Source organism: Streptomyces sp. AK010, from assembly GCF_014207295.1.
Taxonomy (GTDB): domain Bacteria; phylum Actinomycetota; class Actinomycetes; order Streptomycetales; family Streptomycetaceae; genus Streptomyces; species Streptomyces massasporeus.
This window is the reverse complement of record NZ_JACHCX010000002.1, coordinates 467,739-488,140: the sequence shown is the minus strand read 5'-3', so window position 1 is coordinate 488,140 and position 20,402 is coordinate 467,739. Positions and strand designations below refer to the sequence as shown.

The following is a 20,402-nucleotide window of genomic DNA, read 5'->3' as shown; positions in this document are numbered from 1 at the left end:
CCTCACTCCCCCACGGCCGAGGACGACACCGCACCCACCGGCACCACACGCGCGAACCCGCCGTCCACCATCAGGTTCGCCACCGTCTCCAACTCCGGCGGATTGCCCGCCAGCCGCGACAGGAAGACATCGAAGTCGTCCCCGCACGGCAGCAGCAACCGCTCCACGCGCTCCGCCGGCGGCACCGAGGGATCCACGTCCCGCGCGTCGTCGTACGCGCAGAACCACACCGAACCGATGCGCTCGCCCTTCACCTTCACGGCCAGCAGCCCGCCCTGGACGAACGCGATCCCCAGGTAGTCCTTGGTCAGATGGTCACGCAGACACTTGTTGACGTACACCAGGTCATTGACCGCCGCCTCGTCGCGCACCGTGAAGAACGGCTGATCCACCAGCAGCCCCAGCTCCGCGTCCAGCGCGGCACCCACCGGCGCACAGCCGCCCGCCGCCTTCAGGAACGACCGGTACGCACCCGGCAACCGGTAGCCGAGGTCCTCCTCGACCCCCTGCACCTGCGACTCCGTCACCGCGACACCCGACTTCGGCAGCCCGAAATGCGCCGGACGCGTCTCCTGCAACGGCCGCGTGCCACGCTTGGAATGGTCGACACCCGACGTCGCCACACCCCCGTGATGCCGCAGCAGCGCCTTCACCTCGACCGGAACCAGCTCCAGCCGCCGCGTCCCCACCACGTGATGCCACGTCCAGCCGTGCGGCGTCGCCACCGCCGGCACCGTGTCCCACAACTCGTGCCCGGACGCCGACAGCGCCGTGTTCGCCGACACATAGTCCGTCAGCCGCAACTCGTCGACACCGAAACCCTCCGGCGGCTCCGCGATCTCCGCGGCCGCGCGCGCGTAAGCCGAGAAGTCGGGGTAACCGTGCTCGTCGACCCGTACCCCTCTCGGGTGACGCGCCGCGCGGACCGGATCCGGGAAGTGCACGACCTGCCCGGCGTAGGCCGCGTTCGGCGGCGCGGCTTGCTGCCCGAGCCGACCTGTCGTCATGGCGGTTGCCCCCTGCGGCACTCTGTACGACCCGTATTGACCACCCTTGGCGCACTACGACCCGTATCGACTGTCACTGCACGCGCCGGCCGCGGGTCACCCTCCGGTTCACTGCATCGAGCCCCGAACGGATCACCGCATCGCCCGCGGTGCCGACAGCCTATGCCGTACGACGACACCGGTCACCGGCACCGGTCAGCACCCCCTCCGCATCCGTGACCAGGCGTCACCCCACCGTGACGGCACACCCCGCTATGGGCGTGTCGCCGCGCCCCAGCTTCCGCACCAGCCACGGCATTTGGCAGTCTGTGACCCCCGGGGGGATGCACGGAGGGGAAGAAGATCATGAACGCCACGCAGACGGGACCACACACCGGCAGGTCCGCCGACCCACGAAACGGCGACCCCCGAGGCGGCAGCCACAGCACCGGCCCCCAGGCCGGCGACCCACGAGCCACCGACCCCCTGGGCGGCGACCCCCGCATCGGCTGGAGCGCCACCGAGGCAGCCCACACCCCCGCCCTCCGGCACCGCCGCGACGGCATCCTCCCCACCGTCGCCGCCGCCCTCTCCGTCCGCGGCGCCACCCTCACCGGCACCGCGGCCCGCGGCGACACACCCCCCGCCCTGCACCCCCTCGTCCAGGACTTCCTCGACACCCTCACCAGCGCCCAACGCGACCGCTACACCGGCCGCTGCGCCGAAACCATCCTCATCTCCCGCCACATCGCCGCCGCCGACACCGCCCGCAGCAAACGCGCCGCACGCAAACCCATGACCAACGGCGAGGCACGCAGAGCCCTCAAGCAGGCCAAACTCACCGCCCGACGCATCCGCGAGGACGGCGACCCCCTCCACGGCAGCTTCGCCACCCCCTGCCGCGCCTGCACCGCGCTCAGCGCCCACTTCGGCGTCCGCATAGTCGACCCGGCGTCCCAGAACGGCTGACGCACCCCCCAACACACAGCACGGGACACCCCGGCGTGCCCCCTCGCGCCACCCCATGACCTCGACGAGACGAAGGGCGCATGCACACCGACCGCACCTCCACCACCCGCTTCGCCGTACCCGTCGACGCCGCCCTGCGCGCCGCCGGCTGGCAACCCGGACGCTGGGACATCAAACAAGCCGAGATCTGGGCCGACGCCCTGCGCGACCACGCCTCCCCCGCCGGCCACCGCCACACCGTCTTCCCCGCCGCCGTCGAGGCCTGGGCCGAATTCGGCGGACTCCACATCACCCCCACCGGCCCCGGCCGCCAAGTCGCCCCCGCCCGCCTCCACCTCGACCCACTGCACGGCCTCCACATGGCCCGCACCCTCGGCGACCTCGGCCGCGCCCTCGGCACCGACGTCTGCCCCCTCGGCGCTGAAACCGACAGCCAAGCCCTCCTCGCCATCGACACCGACGGCCGCGTCTACACCCTCGACCACACCGGCGACTGGTACCTCGGCCCCGACATCGACCACGCCCTCGCCACCCTCATCGCCGGCACCGCACCCGCCCGCCTCACCACCAGCTGAGCCCCCAGCCGCGTCACGACGCCGGAATCACCGCCGACACCCGGAAACCCCCCGCATCCGTCGGCCCCGACACGAACACACCACCCAGCGCCGAAACCCGCTCCCTCATCCCCACCAGCCCGTTCCCACCCGACGGCAACCGCGCCGACGACGCCGCCTCCTCAGGCGGCTCGTTCTCCACCTGCATCGCGATCTCCGACACCCGATGCGCCAACCGCACATACGTCTTCGCCCCGGCCGCGTGCTTGTGGACGTTCGTCAACGCCTCCTGCACCACCCGATACGCCGTCTGCTCCACCAACGGCGCATACGACCGGACATCCCCCTCCACCGACAACGCCACCACCATCCCCGCGGCAGCCGACTGCCCCACCAACTCCTCCAGCTCCGCCAGACACGGCCCCTCGTCATCCGCCGCCCGCGAAGCCGCCGCAGCCGCCGCCGCGGCCACCCCCACCGCCGCCAACGGCACCGCCGCCGCCGACTCCCGCCGCTCACCCCCACCGCTGCGCAGCACCCCGAGCATCTCCCGCAGCTCCGTCAGCGCCTGCCGCCCCATGTCCCCCACCAACGCGGCGTTCCTCACGGCCTTCTCGGGATCCTTCCGCGCCACCGCCTGCAGCGCCGCCGCATGCACCACCATCAGACTCACCCGATGCGCCACGACATCGTGCATCTCCCGCGCGATCCGCGTCCGCTCCTCGTTACGGGCCCACTCCGCCCGCTCCTCAGCCCGCTCCGCGAGCAACTGAAGCTCCCGCTCCAGACTGTCCGCCCGCTCCCGCAGGCTCTCCATCAGCCGCCGCCGCGCCCCCACGTACAGACCCAGCAGCACCGGAGGCGCCGTGAAGCCCAGCGACATCGTGATCGCCGCGAACGGCACGAACCAGTCCCCTATGTCCAGGTCCCCCCGCGACATGTCCTGCCGCGTCTTCACGAACGTCACGATCAACGTCCCCACCAGCGACATCCCCGCCAGCGAGGCGATGATCCGCCGGGGCAGCTCCGCCGCGGCCAGCGTGTACAGGCCGACGACACCCATCACGAAGCCCATCTCGGCGGGCGTGATCGCGATCGAGACCAACACGACGGCGATCGGCCACCGGCGCCTCACCAGCAGCACGGAACCGGCCAGCAACCCGAAGACGACCCCCGCCGCCACCGGGATCCCCGCGTCCCGCGCGAACGGGATCCCCTCCAACGCGCACTCCAGCGCGGACACCACGGCCAAGCTCGCGTCGAACACGGCGCTACGCCGCCTGGCCCACCACCACGGCCCTCCACGGGCCGTCACATGGTCTTCCCCCGTCGCGGTCATGCCTCCCAGCCTAAAGGCGCCCCCCGCCCGCTTTCCGGTGAGTTTCCGGGACTGGCCCACACCACACTCCGTGACCGTTCGGCTGCGATACCACCCGATATCCCTCGAACTGCTGAATCGCTCACTGCTCGACACCGGAAGCGATCATTCCGCCCGGACGGTATGCGTATGACACATGCAGCTGGCAAGTACGCGGGCTTCGAGGAGTCGCGGGAGAGGGCGGTGGCGCTCCGCCGCGCGGGGCTGAGCCGGCGCCAGATCCGCGACCGCCTCCACGTCGACAACAACGACATCCTCAACCGCCTCCTCCAAGGCGAACCGGCCCCGGACTGAACGAGCGGCCGAACGCGAAGGACGACCTGCGGGAGAAGGCGAGGGAGCTCCGCCTCCAGGGCTGGACGTACGACCAGATCGAGGTGGAGCTGGGGTGCTCCAAGAGTTCGATCTCGCTGTGGGTACGGGATCTGCCGAAGCCGGAGCGCCGCGATCCGACGGAACAGGCGAAGCTGGCGGCGCAAAAGCGCTGGGAGCACGAACTGGCCATCCGGGACGAGGAGCGACTGCGAACCAAGCGGGCTGCGGCACAGGAGATCGCCGAATTGTCGGCGCGTGACCTGTTCATTGCCGGCGTGGCGCTCTATTGGGCCGAGGGCTCGAAGGACAAGCCCTACGACCGACGCGAGAACGTGCTCTTCGTCAACAGCGACCCGGGAGTGATCCGCCTCTACCTGGCATGGCTGGACCTGCTGGGCGTGGAACGCGACCGCCTGCGGTATCGCGTCATGATCCACATGACAGCCGACGTCGAGGGCGCCGAGCGCTACTGGGCCGACATGGTGGGCGTTGACAGCTCCACCTTCCAGAAGACGACGATCAAGAAGCACAATCCGAAGACCGTCCGCAAGAACGTGGGCGAGAACTATCGGGGTTGCCTCGTGGTCCGAGTCTCCCAAGGCGCCGAGTTGTACCGTCGCATCGAGGGCTGGTGGCATGGCATGGTCTCCGGGATCACCACCTCCTTCTCCTCGGGTAAGGTCTGACGCAGCCATCCGCCATGGGGTAACTGGTAGCCCGCGGGCCTTTGAAGCCCTGTAGTGCTGGTTCGAATCCAGCTGGCGGAGCTCCGCGGTGCGGGCCCTGACAGTCATGTCAGGGCCCGCACCCATGCCCCCCACAAAACCCCCCGGTATCCTGCGGATGTCACCCCACCCCATCCACAGCCGAAGGGCATCCCGTGAGCGCCAACCGCCCGGCAGCCGTCGTCGTTCTCGCAGCGGGTGAGGGCACCCGTATGAAGTCGGCCACACCCAAGGTCCTGCACGAGCTCTGCGGCCGCAGTCTCGTGGGGCACGTCCTCGCCTCCGCCGGCGAGCTGCAGCCCGAGCATCTGGTCGTCGTGGTCGGCCACGCCCGTGAGAAGGTCACCGCGCATCTCGGTGAGATCGCTCCCGACGTCCGCACCGCCGTGCAGGCGGAGCAGAACGGCACGGGGCACGCCGTGCGGATGGGTCTGGAGGAGCTGGGCGGGGCCGTCGACGGGACGGTCGTCGTCGTGTGCGGTGATACGCCCCTGCTGACGGGTGCGACGCTGCAGGCCCTGGCGGCCACGCACTCCGCCGACGGCAACGCGGTCACCGTGCTGACCGCCGAGGTGCCGGATGCGACGGGGTACGGGCGGATCGTCCGTGACGACGCCTCCGGTGCCGTGACGGCGATCGTCGAGCACAAGGACGCCACCGATGCCCAGCGGTCGATCCGTGAGATCAACTCGGGTGTGTTCGCGTTCGACGGTCAGCTGCTGGCGGACGCGCTGAAGAAGGTGCGGACGGACAACAGCCAGGGCGAGGAGTACCTGACGGACGTGCTCGGGATCCTGCGTGAGGCGGGGCACCGGGTCGGGGCGTCGGTGGCCGGCGACCACCGTGAGATCGCCGGGATCAACAACCGTGTGCAGTTGTCGGAGGCCCGCCGGATCCTGAACGACCGGTTGCTGACCGAGGCGATGCTGGCCGGTGTGACCGTGATCGATCCGGCCACGACCTGGATCGACGTGACCGTCACCTTCGAGCAGGACGCCGTCGTTCACCCGGGCACACAGCTGCACGGCACGACGCATCTCGGTGAGGGTGCGGAGGTCGGGCCCAACTGCCGGCTGACCGACACCCGGGTCGGTGCGGGTGCGCGGGTCGACAACACCGTGGCCGCGGGTGCCGAGGTCGGTGCGGAGGCGACGGTGGGTCCGTACGCGTATCTGCGTCCGGGGACGCGGCTGGGTGCGAAGGGCAAGATCGGGACGTACGTGGAGACGAAGAACGCGTCGATCGGTGACGGGACGAAGGTGCCTCACCTGTCGTACGTGGGTGACGCGACGATCGGTGAGCAGACGAACATCGGTGCCGCGAGCGTGTTCGTGAACTACGACGGCCAGGAGAAGCACCACACGACCATCGGTTCGCACTGCCGGACGGGCTCGGACAACATGTTTGTGGCGCCTGTCACGGTGGGGGACGGTGCGTACACCGCTGCCGGGTCCGTGATCACGAAGGATGTGCCGGCGGGTTCGCTGGCCGTGGCCCGTGGTCAGCAGCGGAATATCGAGGGTTGGGTGGCTCGGAAGCGTCCGGGGAGCGCGGCGGCGAAGGCGGCCGAGGCGGCTTCCCGGGAGTCGGCCGGCGAGGGCTGACCGGAAACCGATGCCTGAAACACGGCGTACGGTGATAAGTGCACACCCGCACCCCCACCAGCTGAGACGGCCTCCGGCAAGCCGGCTGCGAGGTTTCTCGACCCCTAGCTGCGACACCTCTGAGGAGACAGTGCTGTGACCGGGATCAAGACGACCGGCGAGAAGAAGTTGATGTTCTTCTCCGGCCGCGCCCACCCCGAGCTTGCCGAGGAGGTCGCCCAGCAGTTGGGTGTCGGGGTTGTCCCGACGAAGGCCTTCGACTTCGCGAACGGTGAGATCTATGTGCGTTATCAGGAGTCGGCGCGTGGCGCGGACTGCTTCCTGATCCAGAGCCACACGGCTCCGATCAACAAGTGGATCATGGAGCAGTTGATCATGATCGACGCGCTGAAGCGTGCGTCGGCCCGCTCCATCACGGTCATCGTGCCGTTCTACGGTTACGCGCGGCAGGACAAGAAGCACCGTGGACGTGAACCGATTTCGGCGCGTCTGATCGCGGACATGATGAAGACCGCGGGTGCGGACCGGATCCTGACCGTGGATCTGCACACGGACCAGATCCAGGGCTTCTTCGACGGTCCGGTGGACCACCTGTTCGCGCTGCCGCTGCTGGCGGACTACGTGGGCCGGAAGGTGGACCGGGAGAAGCTGACGGTCGTGTCGCCGGACGCCGGCCGGGTGCGGGTGGCGGACCGCTGGTGCGACCGGCTGGGTGCGCCGCTGGCGATCGTGCACAAGCGGCGTGACAAGGACGTCGCGAACCAGATCACCGTCCACGAGGTCGTGGGTGAGGTGAAGGGTCGCGTGTGTGTCCTGGTGGACGACATGATCGACACCGGTGGGACGATCTGTGCCGCTGCGGACGCGCTGTTCGCGCACGGTGCGGAGGATGTGATCGTGACGGCGACGCACGGTGTGCTGTCGGGTCCGGCCGCGGATCGGCTGAAGAACTCGCGGGTGAGTGAGTTCGTGTTCACGGACACGCTGCCGACGCCGGGTGAGCTGAGCCAGGATCTGGAGAAAATCTCGGTGCTGTCGATCGCTCCGACGATCGCGAGTGCGGTGCGTGAGGTGTTCGAGGACGGTTCGGTGACGAGCCTGTTCGACGAGCAGTAGGAGCCTGTGGTCGGGCTTCTGTAGATCCTTTTGGGTGTGGCCTCCCTGTCCGAGTAGACTGCTTCAGTTGCTCGGCGAGGGAGGCCGTTCCCGTTTCGGGATGCGGTTGTCCGTTATCGACGCGCTCTTCGTAGCAGGCCGTTCGTGGCCGGGTGACCACGTCCGTTCTGAATTCGAGGAGTGACTATGTCCGAGGTGAAGATCTCCGCCGCGACGCGCAGCGAGTTCGGCAAGGGTGCCGCGCGCCGTATCCGTCGTGAAGACAAGGTTCCGGGTGTCCTGTACGGGCACGGTTCGGACCCGCTGCACCTGACCCTGCCGGGTCACGACCTGCTGATGGCGCTGCGTACGCCGAACGTGCTGATCGCGCTGGACATCGACGGCAAGACGAACGAGCTGGCGATCCCGAAGTCGGTGCAGCGTGACCCGCTGAAGGGCTTCCTGGAGCACGTGGACCTGCTGCTGGTGAAGCGCGGCGAGCAGGTCACGGTCGAGATTCCGGTGCACACCGAGGGCGAGCTGGCCCCGGGTGCCTTCCTGCTGGAGCACGTGCTGAACGCGCTGCCGGTCGAGGCGGAGGCGACCCACATCCCCGAGTCCGTGACCGTCTCCATCGAGGGTCTGGCGGCCGGTGACTCCGTGCTCGCCAAGGACATCAAGCTGCCGAAGGGCACGACGCTGACCGTCGAGGAGGACACCGTCGTCCTTCAGGTCCTGGCCGCGCAGGCCGAGGAGGCCCCGGAGGGTGAAGAGGCCGAGGGCGACGAGGCCGCCGAGGCCTGATCCTCTTCGTCGTCGTTTCGTCGGCCGCTGTTCCCGTGCGGGGCAGCGGCCGACGCGTATGAAGGAGACATGGACGTGACGACCGATGCGGCCGCTCCCTGGCTGATCGTGGGGCTGGGCAATCCGGGGCCGGAGTACGCGGGGAACCGGCACAACGTGGGTTTCATGGTGGCGGATCTGCTGGCGGACCGGGTCGGGGGGCGGTTCAAGCGTGCCGGGCGGGCGCAGGCGCAGGTCGTGGAGGGCCGGATCGGGCCTCCTGGTCCGTTGAACCGGCGGGTGGTGCTGGCGAAGCCGATGTCGTACATGAACCTGTCGGGTGGGCCGGTGAACGCGCTGCGGGATTTCTACAAGGTGCCGGTGGGCCATGTGGTGGCGGTGCATGACGAGTTGGACATCGACTACGGGGTGCTGCGGCTGAAGCTGGGTGGCGGGGACAACGGGCACAACGGGCTGAAGTCGATGACGAAGGCGTTCGGTGCGGAGTATCACCGGGTGCGGTTCGGGATCGGGCGGCCGCCGGGGCGGATGCCGGTGGCGGATTTCGTGCTGAAGGATTTCTCGTCGGCGGAGCGCAAGGAGCTGGACTACTTCGTGGACCGGGCGGCGGATGCGGTGGAGGCTCTGGTGATCGAGGGGTTGGAGCGGGCGCAAAGCACGTACAACTCCTGACTTGTCACCCGTCGAGGTTGACGGGCCGTTCAGGCATGGCCAATGATCCCGGCCATGCCTGCCATTGCCACCTCTTTGTCCCAGGGTTCGGCCGCCGTGCTGCGGTTCGGGAGGTTCGCGGCGATGGGTACGGTCGCGGTGCTGATCCTGATCGCGGGTGTGTGGGCGTCGTGGGGTACGGCGCAGCATGTGATGCTCACGAAGGGCCGGGAGCGGGGCACGGTCGATGTGACGCGGTGCGGGGCGGATGCGTGCTGGGGTCGGTACACGCCGTTGTCGGAGGGTTCGCAGCCGCGGGCGCGGGTGGTGCTGGAGAAGTCGGTCGCGGTGGAGCGGGGCCGGACGTACACGGTGGTCCTGAAGTCCGCTGGTGATGACGCGGTGCGTTCGGGTCCGGCGGGTGTGCTGTACGCGTGGATTCCGCTGGGTGGTGCGTTGTTGCTGGCGTCGGTGGTGGTGGCGGGTGGTCTGCTGCGGACGCGGGCGGCGTGGGTGATGGCGTTGTCGGGGGTGGCGTTGCTGACGGCGGCGTTCGTGACCGTCTGAGGGGTTCTGGCGTTCTCCACATCTGTGAGGGAACGGAGCGTTGTCTGTTCGTGATTGACGGGCGTTCGGGTGCGGCTGGAAGCTGAACCGCCCCCTCCACATCTTCCCGGTCACTTCACGAAGACGGACGACTCCTCCATGCGAACCCTCTCTCGCCTCGGCGCTGTCTGCGCCGCCGCTTCCGCGGTCCTTCTGCTCGCTCCATCCGCCCACGCCACGCCTCCCGGTGACAACGGCACGGTGAAGATCCATGACGCCTCGACGGGCGAGGAGCTGCGCCGCAACGAGCCGCACGTGTGCGCGTTCTATCTGGATGCCTTCGGTTTCGACGGCGGTCAGCGGGTCGACTGGCACATCGACGCGATCCCCCCGAGTGAGAACAAGGGCGAGACGGTGGAGTCCGGTGCGCTGACGCTGGATTCCCAGGGCCACGGGCGCAGCGAGGACCTGTCGCTGCCCGACGGGCACTACAAGCTGTTCTGGAACTTCGAGGGCGAGAAGGGCTCCGCCAAGCACAAGGTGTTCTGGACGGACTGTGAGGACGAGCAGGAGCCGGGTGGTTCCACGCCGTCCGCGTCGGCTTCGCCGTCGTCGCCGGGGGCGTCCGAGGCGCCGTCGGGTGAGCCGAGTGTGTCGGCGTCGGCGAGTTCGTCGGCCGGTGGGGCTGTGCCGGCGTCGTCGCCGTCGCCGCAGGGTGGTGCGGAGGGTGATCTCGCCGAGACGGGCAACGGGGCCCCGGTGGGTGTGCTGTCGGGTGTGGCTGCCGCGCTGGTGGCGGCGGGCGGTTACCTGGTGCTGCGGCGTCGGCGGGCCGGCCGCGTCTGACGTGGAACATGACCGTGCCCCCGAGCCTGTACGGGCTCGGGGGCACGGTCGTGTCCGGGGTGGGGTCAGCCGGTGTTGCGCAGGCCGGCTGCCACGCCGTTGACGGTGAGGAGGAGGGCGCGGGCGAGGAGCGGGTCGGGCTGCTCGGCGGCCTGGGCGGCGTCGCGCTGCCGCTTGAGCAGGGCGACCTGGAGGTAGGAGATGGGGTCGAGGTAGGCGTCGCGGATGGCGAAGGTCTGCTTCAGGACGGGCGCGGCGTCGAGGAGTTCCTCTTCGCCGGTGACGCGCAGCACCTCACGCACGGTGAGTTCGTGTTCGGCCTTGATGGTGTCGAAGACGTGCTTGAGCTCGTCGGGGACGAGGGTGTCGACGTAGTGCTGGGCGATCCGCAGGTCGGTCTTGGCCAGGGTCATCTCGACGTTGGAGATGAAGTTGCGGAAGAAGTGCCACTGCTGGTGCATCTCGTCGAGGACGGTGTCGAGGCCGGCTTCGCGCAGGGCCTTGAGGCCGGAGCCGACGCCGAACCAGCCGGGGACGATCTGCCGGGACTGGGTCCAGCCGAACACCCAGGGGATGGCGCGCAGGCCGTCGAGCGAGACGCCGGAGCCGGGGCGGCGGGAGGGCCGGGAGCCCAGGTGCAGGTCGGCGAGCTGGTCCACCGGCGTCGACGCGAGGAAGTACGTCGGCAGGTCGGGGTCCTCGACGAGGCGGCGGTAGGCGGCGTGGGCGGCGTCGGAGACGACGTCCATCGCGGCGTCCCAGCGGGCGAGGGCCTCGTCGGACTGGCGGGGCGCGGTGTGCAGGGCGGACGCCTGGAGGGTGGCGGCGACGGTCAGCTCCAGGTTCTCCCGGGCCAGGGACGGGATGAGGTACTTGTCGGAGATGACCTCGCCCTGCTCGGTGACCTTGATCTCGCCTTCGAGGGTGCCCCAGGGCTGGGCGAGGATGGCGTCGTGCGTGGGGCCGCCGCCGCGGCCGACGGTGCCGCCGCGGCCGTGGAAGAGGCGCAGGCGGACGCCGTAGCGGTGGGCCACGTCGCGCAGGCGGCGCTGGGCGCGGTGGATCTCCCACTGACTGGTGGTGATGCCGCCGAACTTGGAGGAGTCGGAGTAGCCGAGCATGACCTCCTGGACGTCCCCGCGCAGGGCGACGAGGCGCCGGTAGGAGGGGTCGGAGAGCATGTCCTCGAGGATGGTGTCGGCGGCCTTGAGCTCGTCGGTGGTCTCGAGGAGCGGCACGATGCCGATCTTGGCCCAGCCGGCGTGCAGGTCGATGAGACCGGCTTCGCGGGCGAGGACGGCGGCGGCGAAGACGTCGTCGGCGCCCTGGCACATGGAGATGATGTAGGACTCGATGACCTCGGGTCCGAAGACCTCCAGGGCGCGCTTGACGGTGCCGAAGACGCCGAGGGTCTTCTCGCCGGGCGCGTCGACGGGGGCCGGGGTGGGGGCGAGCGGCCTGCGGGACCTGAGCTCCTTGGCGAGGAGCTTGGAGCGGTAGTCGCGGGGCATGTCGGCGTAGCGCCAGGATTCCTCGCCGAGCCGGTCGAAGAGCTGGCCGAGGGCGTGGTGGTGGGCGTCGGCGTGTTCACGGACGTCCATGGTGGCGAGCTGGAGGCCGAAGGCGGCGAGGGTGCGGATGGTGCGGGCGAGGCGGCCGTCGGCGAAGAGTCCGCCGCGGTGCTCGCGCAGGGAGCGCTGGATGATCCGCAGGTCGTCGAGGAGTTCGCTGGTGCCGAGGTAGTCGCGGCCGTCGCGGTGGGCGGTGCCCTTGGCGAGGCGCTTCTTGGTGTTCTCCAGCTTCTGGCGGATGCAGGTGGCCTTGAGCCGGTAGGGCTCTTCGGCGTTGAGGCGCTTGTAGCGGGGGCTGATCTCGGGGAGGTTCTCCAGGTCGGTCTGGAGGGAGGTCAGCAGTTCCTCGGTGGCGCCGGCGTAGCGGATGGAGTTGGACAGGAAGCCGCGGAGCTCGTCGATGGTCTCCAGGGCGTCGTTGATGCCGTGCTCGTGCTGGAGGATCAGGACGTCCCAGGTGACCTGGGGGGTGACGTTGGGGTTGCCGTCGCGGTCGCCGCCGATCCAGGTGCCGAAGGTGAGGGGGCGGGTGTCGTCGGGGAGCTTGACCCCGGCGCGCTCCAGTTCGGCGGTGAGGTCCTCCAGGACGTCGCCGACGGCGCCCGCGTGCAGCTCGTCGAGGTAGTAGATGGCGTTGCGGGCCTCGTCGGCGGGCTCGGGGCGCACCACGCGCAGTTCGTCGGTCTGCCAGACGAGGTCGATGTTCTCGGCCAGGCGGGTGTCCAGGCGGCGCCGGTCGGACTCGATGACCGGGGTCTCCAGGAGCGCGGCGACGCGGCGGAGCTTGTTGAGGACCGAGCGGCGTGCGGCCTCGGTGGGGTGGGCCGTGAAGACGGGGCGGACGTTGAGGTTGCGGACCGTCTCGCGCAGGTGCTCGGGGTCGGCGTCCTTGAGCCGGTCGGCCGTACGGGCGAGGAGGCCGCCTTGGGCGGCGCGGCGGGCGCGCAGCTCGCGGCCGCGGTGGACCTGCTCGGTGACGTTGGCCAGGTGGAAGTACGTGGAGAAGGCGCGGACCAGCTTGGCCGCGGTGTCGAGTTCGGTGCCGCGCAACAGCTCGGCGGCGGCCTCGCCGTCCTCGCGGGTGAGGCGGCGGACCTTCTCGACGAGTTCCAGCAGCTCGGGGCCCTCTTGGCGGACGAGGGTCTCGCCGAGCAGGTCGCCCAGCCGGCGGATGTCGGCACGCAGCTCGCTGCTCGTCGTCGTGGTCTGGTCGTCGGCACTGCTCACAGGTGCGGCTCCTTGCAGTGTTGAAGCTCGTCTGGGAGGGGAACCCGGACGGCGTCTCGCGCGGCGGGGCGCCGCATACGGTCCGGTACATCCGGGAAAATCAGAGCGGACCGCGCTGTCCGACCGACTCAAGGATAGGTGTCGGCAAGGACGCGCAGGCTCGCGGGCTCTTGCCGCCGGGCGACGCACTGCCATACTTACGATGCCGTAGGTTACGGAACCGTAGGAAGCACATCACGGTTGACGTGCCCCGGCTACCCCTTCTCCATCCACATACCCCCCGGGGGGCGCGTATGACCAGTAGTTCCGACGTGATCGAGGACGCCCCGAAGGCGCCCGGTCAGGCCACCGATGCCGCTTCCGCCACGCTGGGCGGCGAGAAGAAGCGCTCCATCGAGCAGATCGCCCTGCTCCTCTTCATCACCGTCCCGTTCGTGGCGCTGCTGGCGGCCGTGCCGCTGGCGTGGGGCTGGGGGGTGAGCTGGCTGGACCTCGGTCTGCTGGTCTTCTTCTACTACCTGGGGTGCCACGGCATCACGATCGGCTTCCACCGTCACTTCACGCACGGATCCTTCAAGGCCAAGCGGCCACTGAAGATCGCCCTGGCGATCGCGGGGTCGATGGCGGTCGAGGGTCCGCTGGTGCGCTGGGTGGCCGATCACCGCAAGCATCACAAGTTCTCCGACGCGGAGGGTGACCCGCACTCGCCGTGGCGGTTCGGTGAGACCCTTCCGGCCCTGATGAAGGGCCTGTGGTGGGCACACATCGGATGGATGTTCGACGAGGAGCAGACGTCGCAGGAGAAGTACGCCCCGGACCTGATCAAGGACAAGACGCTCCGCAACATCTCCCGCCAGTTCGTCCTGTGGACGGTGGTGTCGCTGGCGCTGCCGCCGCTGATCGGCGGTCTGGTCACGATGTCCTGGTGGGGCGCGTTCACCGGCTTCTTCTGGGGTTCGCTCGTGCGGGTGGCCCTGCTGCACCACGTGACCTGGTCGATCAACTCGATCTGCCACGCGGTCGGCAAGCGTCCCTTCAAGTCGCGTGACCGCTCGGGCAACGTGTGGTGGCTGGCGGTGCTGTCCTGCGGTGAGTCCTGGCACAACCTGCACCACGCCGACCCGACGTCGGCCCGGCACGGTGTGATGCGCGGGCAGCTGGATTCGTCCGCCCGGCTGATCCGCTGGTTCGAGATGGCGGGCTGGGCGTACGACGTGCGGTGGCCGTCACGCTCCCGTATCGATTCGCGCCGTGATACCGGGGAAGGCGGCTCCCCGCGCGGGAAGGAGCCGGTCGAGGCGGCATGATGGGCGCTGTGGCGACCGACTCGAGCAGCACCCCCAGCAATGACAAGCCGCGGCGAGCGCGTCGCACCCGGATGACCGGTGCCGAGCGCCGCCAGCAGTTGCTGGAGATCGGTCGCACGCTCTTCGCGGCGAAGGGTTTCGAGGGCACGTCGGTGGAGGAGATCGCGGCGAAGGCCGGGGTCTCCAAGCCGGTGGTGTACGAGCACTTCGGCGGCAAGGAAGGGCTGTACGCGGTCGTGGTGGACCGTGAGATGCGGCGCCTGCTGGACATGGTGACCAGCTCCCTCACGGCCGGTCACCCCCGCGAACTGTGCGAACAGGCGGCGTTCGCCCTGCTGGACTACATCGAGGAGTACACGGACGGTTTCCGCATCCTGGTCCGTGACTCCCCCATCCCCCAGTCGACGGGCTCCTTCGCCTCGCTGATCTCGGACATCGCCACGCAGGTGGAGGACATCCTGGGCCGCGAGTTCAAGAGCCGCGGCTTCGACCCGAAGCTGGCCCCGCTGTACGCCCAGGCCCTGGTCGGCATGGTCGCCCTGACCGGCCAGTGGTGGCTGGACGTGCGCCGGCCGAAGAAGGCCGAGGTGGCCGCGCACCTGGTGAACCTGGCGTGGCACGGCCTGGACGGGATAGAGGCCAAGCCGCATCTGATAGGGCGCCGCAAGGCCTGACCAGGTCCGTCTCAGAGGGGCTCGAGGAACTCCAGGCGGTTGCCGACCGGGTCCTGCGCGTAGAACCGCTTGTGCCCGGGCAGGGCGGAGTCCCGGACGACGGACGCCCCGCCGGACTCCAGCCGGGCGGCGCAGTCGTCGATGCCCGTCACCCGCAGTCCGGGGTGGGCCTTGCTCGCCGCCCGGAAGTCCTCCTCGATCCCCGGGTGCGGCTGCACCGCCCCGGCCCGGAACCAGCACCCGCCCCGCCGGGCGAGCTCGGGCGGTTTCGGCACCTCGGTCATGCCGAGGACGTCGACGCAGTACGCCCGCAGCCGCTCCTCGCTGCCGGGCGGGGCGGCGACCTGGACAAGGTCGAGGGCGGTGATCATCAGCCCTCCTTCCGGGCGACGGTGAACACCCGGCGGAAGGGGAACGGCGTGCCGTGCGGACCGGCGGGATAGGCCTCGCGCAGCGCCGCCCGGTACTCGGCGACGAACGCCTCCCGCGCCTCGGGGTCGTCGGCGAGCGCGGTCAGCACGGGCCGCAGGCCGGTCCCCTTCACCCAGTCGAGCACCGGGTCCTCGCCCTGGAGCAGGTGGATGTACGTCGTCTCCCACACGTCGGCCGCGCAGCCGAGGGACGTCAGCCGCTCCAGGTAGGCCTCGGGGGCGTGGACGGCGTCGGCGTGGCGCAGGGTGTCGGCGAGCCGGTCGCGCCAGCGCGGTGAACCGGCGAGTTCGCGCATGAGCCGGTGGCTGGGAGCGGCGAAATTGCCGGGCACCTGGAAGGCGAGGGTGCCGCCGGGCTTCAGTCCCGCCACCCAGTCGGGGAAGCGCTCGGCGTGGCCGGGCACCCACTGGAGCGTGGCGTTGCTGATGATCAGGTCGTGGGGTTCGTCCGGTGTCCACGTCCGTACGTCGGCGCGGCCGAAGTCGAGACGCCCGCCGCCCGGGGTCGGCCCCTCGTGGTCGACGTGGGCCTTGTCGAGCATCTCGGGCGAGTTGTCGTAGCCGGTGATCCGGGCGGTGGGCCAGCGGGCGGCGAGCAGCGTGGTGACGTTGCCGGGTCCGCAGCCGAGGTCGGCGATGCGGGGGTGGTCCGCGGACGGTCGGGTGGGCAGGTCGGGGACGCGGGCGAGGAGGTCGGTGAAGGGGCGGGCGCGGTGGTCGGCGTGGCGGAGGTACTGGGTGGGGTCCCAGGTGGGGGTGGCTGCGGACATGAGTCCTCCTGGTGTCCTGTGTGTCCTGGTGGTGACGGTGCGGAACGCACACCCAGCGTGATCCTTTAAGTATCTCGACGTCAAGAAACTGAACGTCAAGAGACTCTACGTCGACACAACCACTACACTGATCGTCATGGAGGACGAGGTCGATCGGCTGGTCGCAGCGTGGCGCCGGGAGCGCCCTGACCTCGACGTGGAACCGCTCGAGGTGCTCAGCCGTGTGAGCAGACTGGCCCGGCATCTGGACCGGGCGAGGCGGCTGGCGTTCTCGGAGCACAACCTTGAGCCGTGGGAGTTCGACGTCCTGACGGCCCTGCGCCGTGCGGGCACGCCGTACCAGCTCTCGCCGGGGCAGCTCCTCACCCAGACGCTCGTCACCTCGGGCACGATGACGAACCGCATCGACCGCCTGGCCAAGAAGGGTCTGGTGGAACGGCTCCCCGACCCCAGTGACCGCCGAGGCGTCCTGGTCCGGCTGACGGACGAGGGGCGGGACCGCGCGGACCAGGCCCTGGCGGGTCTGCTGGAGCAGGAGCGCGCGATCCTCGCGGAGCTCTCCCGGGCCCAGCGCGGCGAACTGGCGGGGCTGCTACGCCAGCTGACCGCCCCGTTCGACAACATCCCCGGCTAGGTCCACGGGTCCGACCCCGGCGCGCCGCGCGAGGGCGACGGCGGCGAGGGTGGAGTGCACGCCGAGCTTGCCGAGCACGTTCTGCATGTGGGTCCGCACGGTGTGCGGCGACAGATACAGGCGCTCGGCGACGGCCTTGCGCCCCAGCCCCGCGACCATGCACCGCAGCACTTCCCGCTCACGCGGAGTGAGGGACTCGACGAGCCTCTCGCTCTCGGTGCGGTGCTTGCGGGCGGCGGTGAGCTCCCGCAGCACGCCCGTCAGCAGCGCGGGCGGCAGATGCGTCTCGTCCCGCAGCACACCCCGGATGACCGTGAGCAGCCGGGACAGGGAGCAGTCCTTCGCCACCCACCCGGAGGCGCCGGCCTGCAGGGCGAGCGCCGCCCGCCGCGGGTCGTCCTTCTCGGCGAGCACGACGATCCGGACGTGCGGCTGCGCCGAGCGCACGCCCGTGACGAGGGAGATCCCGTCGACGAGCCCGTCCTCGTTGCCCTCCTGCACGGGTACGGCCGGGCGGGCGCCCGGCACCTTGCCGCCAAGGTCGGCGTCCACGAGCAGCACGTCGAAGCGCCGCCCCTCGGCGACCGCCCGCTCCAGGCTGCGCAACGCGGCCGGACCACTGCCGGCCGCGGAGACGTCGACGTCCGGCTCGGCCGCCAGGGCCGCCGCGAGTGACTCCGCGAAGATGCGATGGTCGTCGACGACCAGGACTCGGATGCGAACCACGAAACCCCCTTCCCCGAGCTCCCGAAGAGCAGGGGCTACCCCATCGTCGGAGGATGACACCGCGCGGGTACGACGCCGGAGTGTCCGGCTCTGCCGCGTCCGACCGTCGGTCGTTGCCGCAGCAGCCTGTTCGGGTCGCCGCAGCCGCACGGCCGCCGCCGTGCAGTACCGCTACCCCCACCCCGGGCGTCGTACCCGGCTGTCTCGCCCCCTGAGCGGCACCGGCCCCCACCGGTGCTGTTCATCAGGGTACGGACGGGGGCCCGGAGCGGAAGGTTATTTGCAGAACTGACTGTCCGACGCGTTTATGGTGTGCCGCATGTTTCGTCTTGAGACAGAAGTCGACAAGGCCCGACGTGATCTGCTCCGCACACGCCTGCGGGACACGAACACAGCCGCCTCCCCGATCCTGCGCGCCCTGCGCGGAACACCGGACGAAAGGGACGCGCCCTTGCATGTATGGGCTGTGAACGACCGGGACGACGCCCTCGCCGGCGGCCTGGTCGGCCACACCTGGGCGACCTGGCTCCACGTCACCTACCTCTGGGTCGACGAACGCCACCGCGGCAGGGGCCTGGGCGCGCGATTGCTCGCCCAGGCGGAACACATCGCGGCAGCCTCCCGCGGCTGCCGCGCGTCCCGCCTGGAGACCTGGGACTTCCAGGCCCCGCGGTTCTACGAGAAGCAGGGGTACGAGGTGGTGTGCGTGGTGCCGGACTACCCCCCGGGCATCACGGAGTACATGCTGACGAAGAGGCTGGGCTGAGCTGCGGGGACGAAACCCTCGATGACGCCCCGCCTTCACTCACCGATAGCGTTGGTTCGCTTGAGTTATCCCCCCACACATGATCAACGGGAGACACAGTGAACCGCCCCGCTCGGCTCGTGACAGCCGCGCTCACCGCATCCGCGGCCCTGCTGCTGACCGCCTGTGGCTCCGGGGGAGGTGACAGTTCGTCATCGTCCGACAAGATCGCCGGTGCGGGTTCGGGTGACAAGGCATCGGCTTCGCCTTCGGCCTCCGCGTCTGCGGACGGGATCGATCGGCCGGAGATCAAGCTGCCCGGAGACATGAAGCTGGCTTTCGAGGACCGGCAGACGGGCGACTCCGTCAAGGACGCGATCCTGGCGGACAACGAACGGGCCGTCAGCACGGTGTGGCAGGCCGTGGCGTCCGGCGATCTTGCGAAGTCGGGCATTGGCTTCTACTACACGGACGCCGCACTGACGGGCGTCTACAACTACGCGAAGGACAACAACGCCAGGAAGACCAGTTGGGCCGGCACTCTGCGCTACTTCGACCGACAAGTGACGGTGTTCGACAAGACGTCGGCGGCCCTGACCTACTGCGTGGACGAGAGCAAGGCCAACGTCAAGGACCTCAAGACGGACAAGGTGAAGGTGGTCGAGACCTCGCCTGACAGCTACGTGTACTACAACGCCAGCGTGAAGAGGGACAAGCAGGGCGTCTGGCAGATCTGGAAGCTTCACGAGGACCGCGGCGCCCAGAGGTGCCAGCCGTGACGCAGCGCGCGGCACTGGCGGCACTGACCGCCGCAATGCTCCTCCTCGGGGTGGACACGGCTGTCGCCGGCGGGATCGGCAGCAACGGAACCCAGGTCTCGCAAGCGTCCGGGAACTCATCAGGACGGGTGCTTCAGTCACGCATCACCTTCAATGTGAATGGCGCAACCCCGTCGAAGGACGGCGGCCCGATCACCTCCACCGCCATGGACTGGGAACCTCCGGCCTGTTGGTACGAGCCCTACTGGAAGGCCAAGGACTTCAAGACCTACACCGAGGCCAACTGGTCCATCTACGACTCCGTCGGTGGTGCGCCCGATGGCGTGGCGGACGACAAGGCCCGCTACAAGGAGGGTCGTCCCTACAAGGACTTCAACATCGACAAGAACGACGAGGGCATGTGGTGGGTCGCCGTCACGAATCCGAAGATGGAGGACGACCCAGCCGCCGGAAACTGCAAACGCGACCCCTTCTGGGTCGACAACGATAAGAACCCGGGTGTCCCCCAGGCCATCGACACCGAGACCCTCGCCGGGCTCGCGCACCAGCGCACGGTCGTGCCGCCGACCAAGATCTCCCTCGCGCCGGACGCCAGGTCCACGGTCAACGCGCCCACTTGGGTCTGGCTGGACAAGGGCGCCTTCAAGCCCGTTTCCGTCACGGCGAGTCTGCCCGGCACCGGGCTGTGGGCGACGACGACGGCGAAGCCGGTGAGCCTGCACATCGATCCGGGAACGGCGGACGCGCAAGCCCTTCCCTCGTCCGGCGAGTGCCTGATCAACGACGACGATTCCATCGGAGAGCCGTATGCCCGGGGCAAGGCGGAGCTGACGCCTCCGTGCGGGGTCCGGTACCTGCGTTCGTCGGGGGACGGCACCTACGGCCTGAAGGCGACTCTCACCTGGGAGATCACCTGGGAAGGCGCGGGGAACACGGGCGGCGATCTGCCCAACGGCACCTTCGCCACCACCACCGAGGTGCCCGTCCAGGAGATCCAGTCCGTCAACCGCTGACCGTGGCAGCGGTGCCCTCCCCGCTGGAGGGAGGGCACCGCTGGCGTCGGGG

At 69.6% G+C, this 20,402-nt stretch carries 20 protein-coding genes, 1 tRNA gene and 1 pseudogene; 16 read left to right on the top strand and 6 right to left on the bottom strand.

Annotation, left to right across the window (positions count from 1 at the left end):
• Positions 1-2: 2 nt before the first annotated feature.
• Positions 3-1,007, bottom strand: coding sequence for an SMI1/KNR4 family protein (locus HDC93_RS05570; RefSeq protein WP_185007719.1), 1,005 nt, complete (start codon positions 1,005-1,007; stop codon positions 3-5).
• A gap of 345 nt (positions 1,008-1,352) precedes the next feature.
• Between HDC93_RS05570 and HDC93_RS05565 the strand changes: the two genes are divergently transcribed.
• Entirely contained in the window at positions 1,353-1,955 is a 603-nt protein-coding gene (locus tag HDC93_RS05565; RefSeq protein WP_185007717.1) for a YwqJ-related putative deaminase, read from the top strand.
• Between the two features lie 80 nt (positions 1,956-2,035).
• Complete coding sequence (locus tag HDC93_RS05560) at positions 2,036-2,530, top strand: SUKH-3 domain-containing protein (RefSeq protein WP_185007715.1); 495 nt, start codon at positions 2,036-2,038, stop codon at positions 2,528-2,530.
• 13 nt (positions 2,531-2,543) lie between these two features.
• Here the strand turns inward: HDC93_RS05560 and HDC93_RS05555 are convergent, their stop codons facing one another.
• Positions 2,544-3,848, bottom strand: a complete 1,305-nt coding sequence (locus tag HDC93_RS05555) for a sensor histidine kinase (protein ID WP_185007713.1) — start codon at positions 3,846-3,848, stop codon at positions 2,544-2,546.
• A 168-nt stretch (positions 3,849-4,016) separates the two neighbouring features.
• On the opposite strand from HDC93_RS05555, the pseudogene HDC93_RS05550 reads away from it, so the two are divergent.
• The 8 genes and pseudogenes from HDC93_RS05550 (at position 4,017) to HDC93_RS05515 (ending at position 10,473) form a co-directional block, all read left to right on the top strand.
• Positions 4,017-4,888 (top strand): annotated as a pseudogene (locus tag HDC93_RS05550) (hypothetical protein).
• Between the two features lie 8 nt (positions 4,889-4,896).
• A tRNA-Gln gene (locus HDC93_RS05545) sits at positions 4,897-4,969 on the top strand.
• A 113-nt stretch (positions 4,970-5,082) separates the two neighbouring features.
• Positions 5,083-6,531 (top strand): bifunctional UDP-N-acetylglucosamine diphosphorylase/glucosamine-1-phosphate N-acetyltransferase GlmU, encoded by a 1,449-nt coding sequence (gene glmU, locus HDC93_RS05540; RefSeq protein ID WP_185007711.1) that lies wholly within the window; start codon positions 5,083-5,085, stop codon positions 6,529-6,531.
• A 135-nt stretch (positions 6,532-6,666) separates the two neighbouring features.
• Positions 6,667-7,647, top strand: coding sequence for a ribose-phosphate diphosphokinase (locus tag HDC93_RS05535; RefSeq protein WP_185007709.1), 981 nt, complete (start codon positions 6,667-6,669; stop codon positions 7,645-7,647).
• Positions 7,648-7,833: 186 nt separating this feature from the next.
• Positions 7,834-8,430 (top strand): 50S ribosomal protein L25/general stress protein Ctc, encoded by a 597-nt coding sequence (locus HDC93_RS05530; RefSeq protein WP_185007707.1) that lies wholly within the window; start codon positions 7,834-7,836, stop codon positions 8,428-8,430.
• Positions 8,431-8,499: 69 nt separating this feature from the next.
• Complete coding sequence (pth, locus tag HDC93_RS05525) at positions 8,500-9,102, top strand: aminoacyl-tRNA hydrolase (protein WP_185007705.1); 603 nt, start codon at positions 8,500-8,502, stop codon at positions 9,100-9,102.
• A gap of 42 nt (positions 9,103-9,144) precedes the next feature.
• Positions 9,145-9,648, top strand: coding sequence for a hypothetical protein (locus HDC93_RS05520; protein WP_185007703.1), 504 nt, complete (start codon positions 9,145-9,147; stop codon positions 9,646-9,648).
• A gap of 138 nt (positions 9,649-9,786) precedes the next feature.
• Entirely contained in the window at positions 9,787-10,473 is a 687-nt protein-coding gene (locus HDC93_RS05515; RefSeq protein WP_185007695.1) for an LPXTG cell wall anchor domain-containing protein, read from the top strand.
• Positions 10,474-10,538: 65 nt separating this feature from the next.
• Here HDC93_RS05515 and ppc read toward each other — a convergent pair whose 3' ends face one another.
• On the bottom strand, positions 10,539-13,271 hold the full coding sequence (gene ppc / locus HDC93_RS05510) for a phosphoenolpyruvate carboxylase (RefSeq protein ID WP_185007693.1): 2,733 nt from the start codon (positions 13,269-13,271) through the stop codon (positions 10,539-10,541).
• A gap of 293 nt (positions 13,272-13,564) precedes the next feature.
• On the opposite strand from ppc, the gene HDC93_RS05505 reads away from it, so the two are divergent.
• Positions 13,565-14,578, top strand: coding sequence for a fatty acid desaturase (locus tag HDC93_RS05505; RefSeq protein WP_185007691.1), 1,014 nt, complete (start codon positions 13,565-13,567; stop codon positions 14,576-14,578).
• Positions 14,575-15,252 carry a TetR/AcrR family transcriptional regulator gene (locus tag HDC93_RS05500; RefSeq protein WP_030844886.1) on the top strand — a complete coding sequence of 226 codons (678 nt, stop codon included), beginning with the start codon at positions 14,575-14,577 and terminating at the stop codon, positions 15,250-15,252. Before HDC93_RS05505 ends, HDC93_RS05500 begins: the two co-directional genes overlap by 4 nt.
• Before the next feature lie 11 nt (positions 15,253-15,263).
• Here the strand turns inward: HDC93_RS05500 and HDC93_RS05495 are convergent, their stop codons facing one another.
• Together HDC93_RS05495 and HDC93_RS05490 are read right to left on the bottom strand one after the other, a co-directional pair.
• Positions 15,264-15,623, bottom strand: coding sequence for a VOC family protein (locus HDC93_RS05495; RefSeq protein WP_185007689.1), 360 nt, complete (start codon positions 15,621-15,623; stop codon positions 15,264-15,266).
• On the bottom strand, positions 15,623-16,453 hold the full coding sequence (locus HDC93_RS05490) for a trans-aconitate 2-methyltransferase (RefSeq protein WP_185007687.1): 831 nt from the start codon (positions 16,451-16,453) through the stop codon (positions 15,623-15,625). Before HDC93_RS05490 ends, HDC93_RS05495 begins: the two co-directional genes overlap by 1 nt.
• A gap of 136 nt (positions 16,454-16,589) precedes the next feature.
• Here HDC93_RS05490 and tamR point away from each other — a divergent pair, with 136 nt between their 5' ends.
• On the top strand, positions 16,590-17,087 hold the full coding sequence (tamR, locus tag HDC93_RS05485; protein ID WP_185007685.1) for a MarR family transcriptional regulator TamR: 498 nt from the start codon (positions 16,590-16,592) through the stop codon (positions 17,085-17,087).
• Here the strand turns inward: tamR and HDC93_RS05480 are convergent.
• Positions 17,046-17,813 carry a response regulator transcription factor gene (locus tag HDC93_RS05480; protein WP_031104593.1) on the bottom strand — a complete coding sequence of 256 codons (768 nt, stop codon included), beginning with the start codon at positions 17,811-17,813 and terminating at the stop codon, positions 17,046-17,048. The two genes, tamR and HDC93_RS05480, sit on opposite strands and share 42 nt — an antisense overlap.
• Positions 17,814-18,120: 307 nt before the next feature.
• Here HDC93_RS05480 and HDC93_RS05475 point away from each other — a divergent pair, with 307 nt between their 5' ends.
• From HDC93_RS05475 to HDC93_RS05465, 3 genes are all read left to right on the top strand, one after another.
• Positions 18,121-18,579, top strand: coding sequence for an N-acetyltransferase (locus tag HDC93_RS05475; RefSeq protein WP_185007682.1), 459 nt, complete (start codon positions 18,121-18,123; stop codon positions 18,577-18,579).
• A gap of 305 nt (positions 18,580-18,884) precedes the next feature.
• Positions 18,885-19,337, top strand: a complete 453-nt coding sequence (locus HDC93_RS05470) for a hypothetical protein (RefSeq protein ID WP_260419416.1) — start codon at positions 18,885-18,887, stop codon at positions 19,335-19,337.
• A gap of 155 nt (positions 19,338-19,492) precedes the next feature.
• Positions 19,493-20,350: a hypothetical protein gene (locus HDC93_RS05465; RefSeq protein WP_311774492.1), complete on the top strand. Its 858-nt coding sequence runs from the start codon at positions 19,493-19,495 to the stop codon at positions 20,348-20,350.
• The last annotated feature ends 52 nt before the right edge of the window (positions 20,351-20,402 follow it).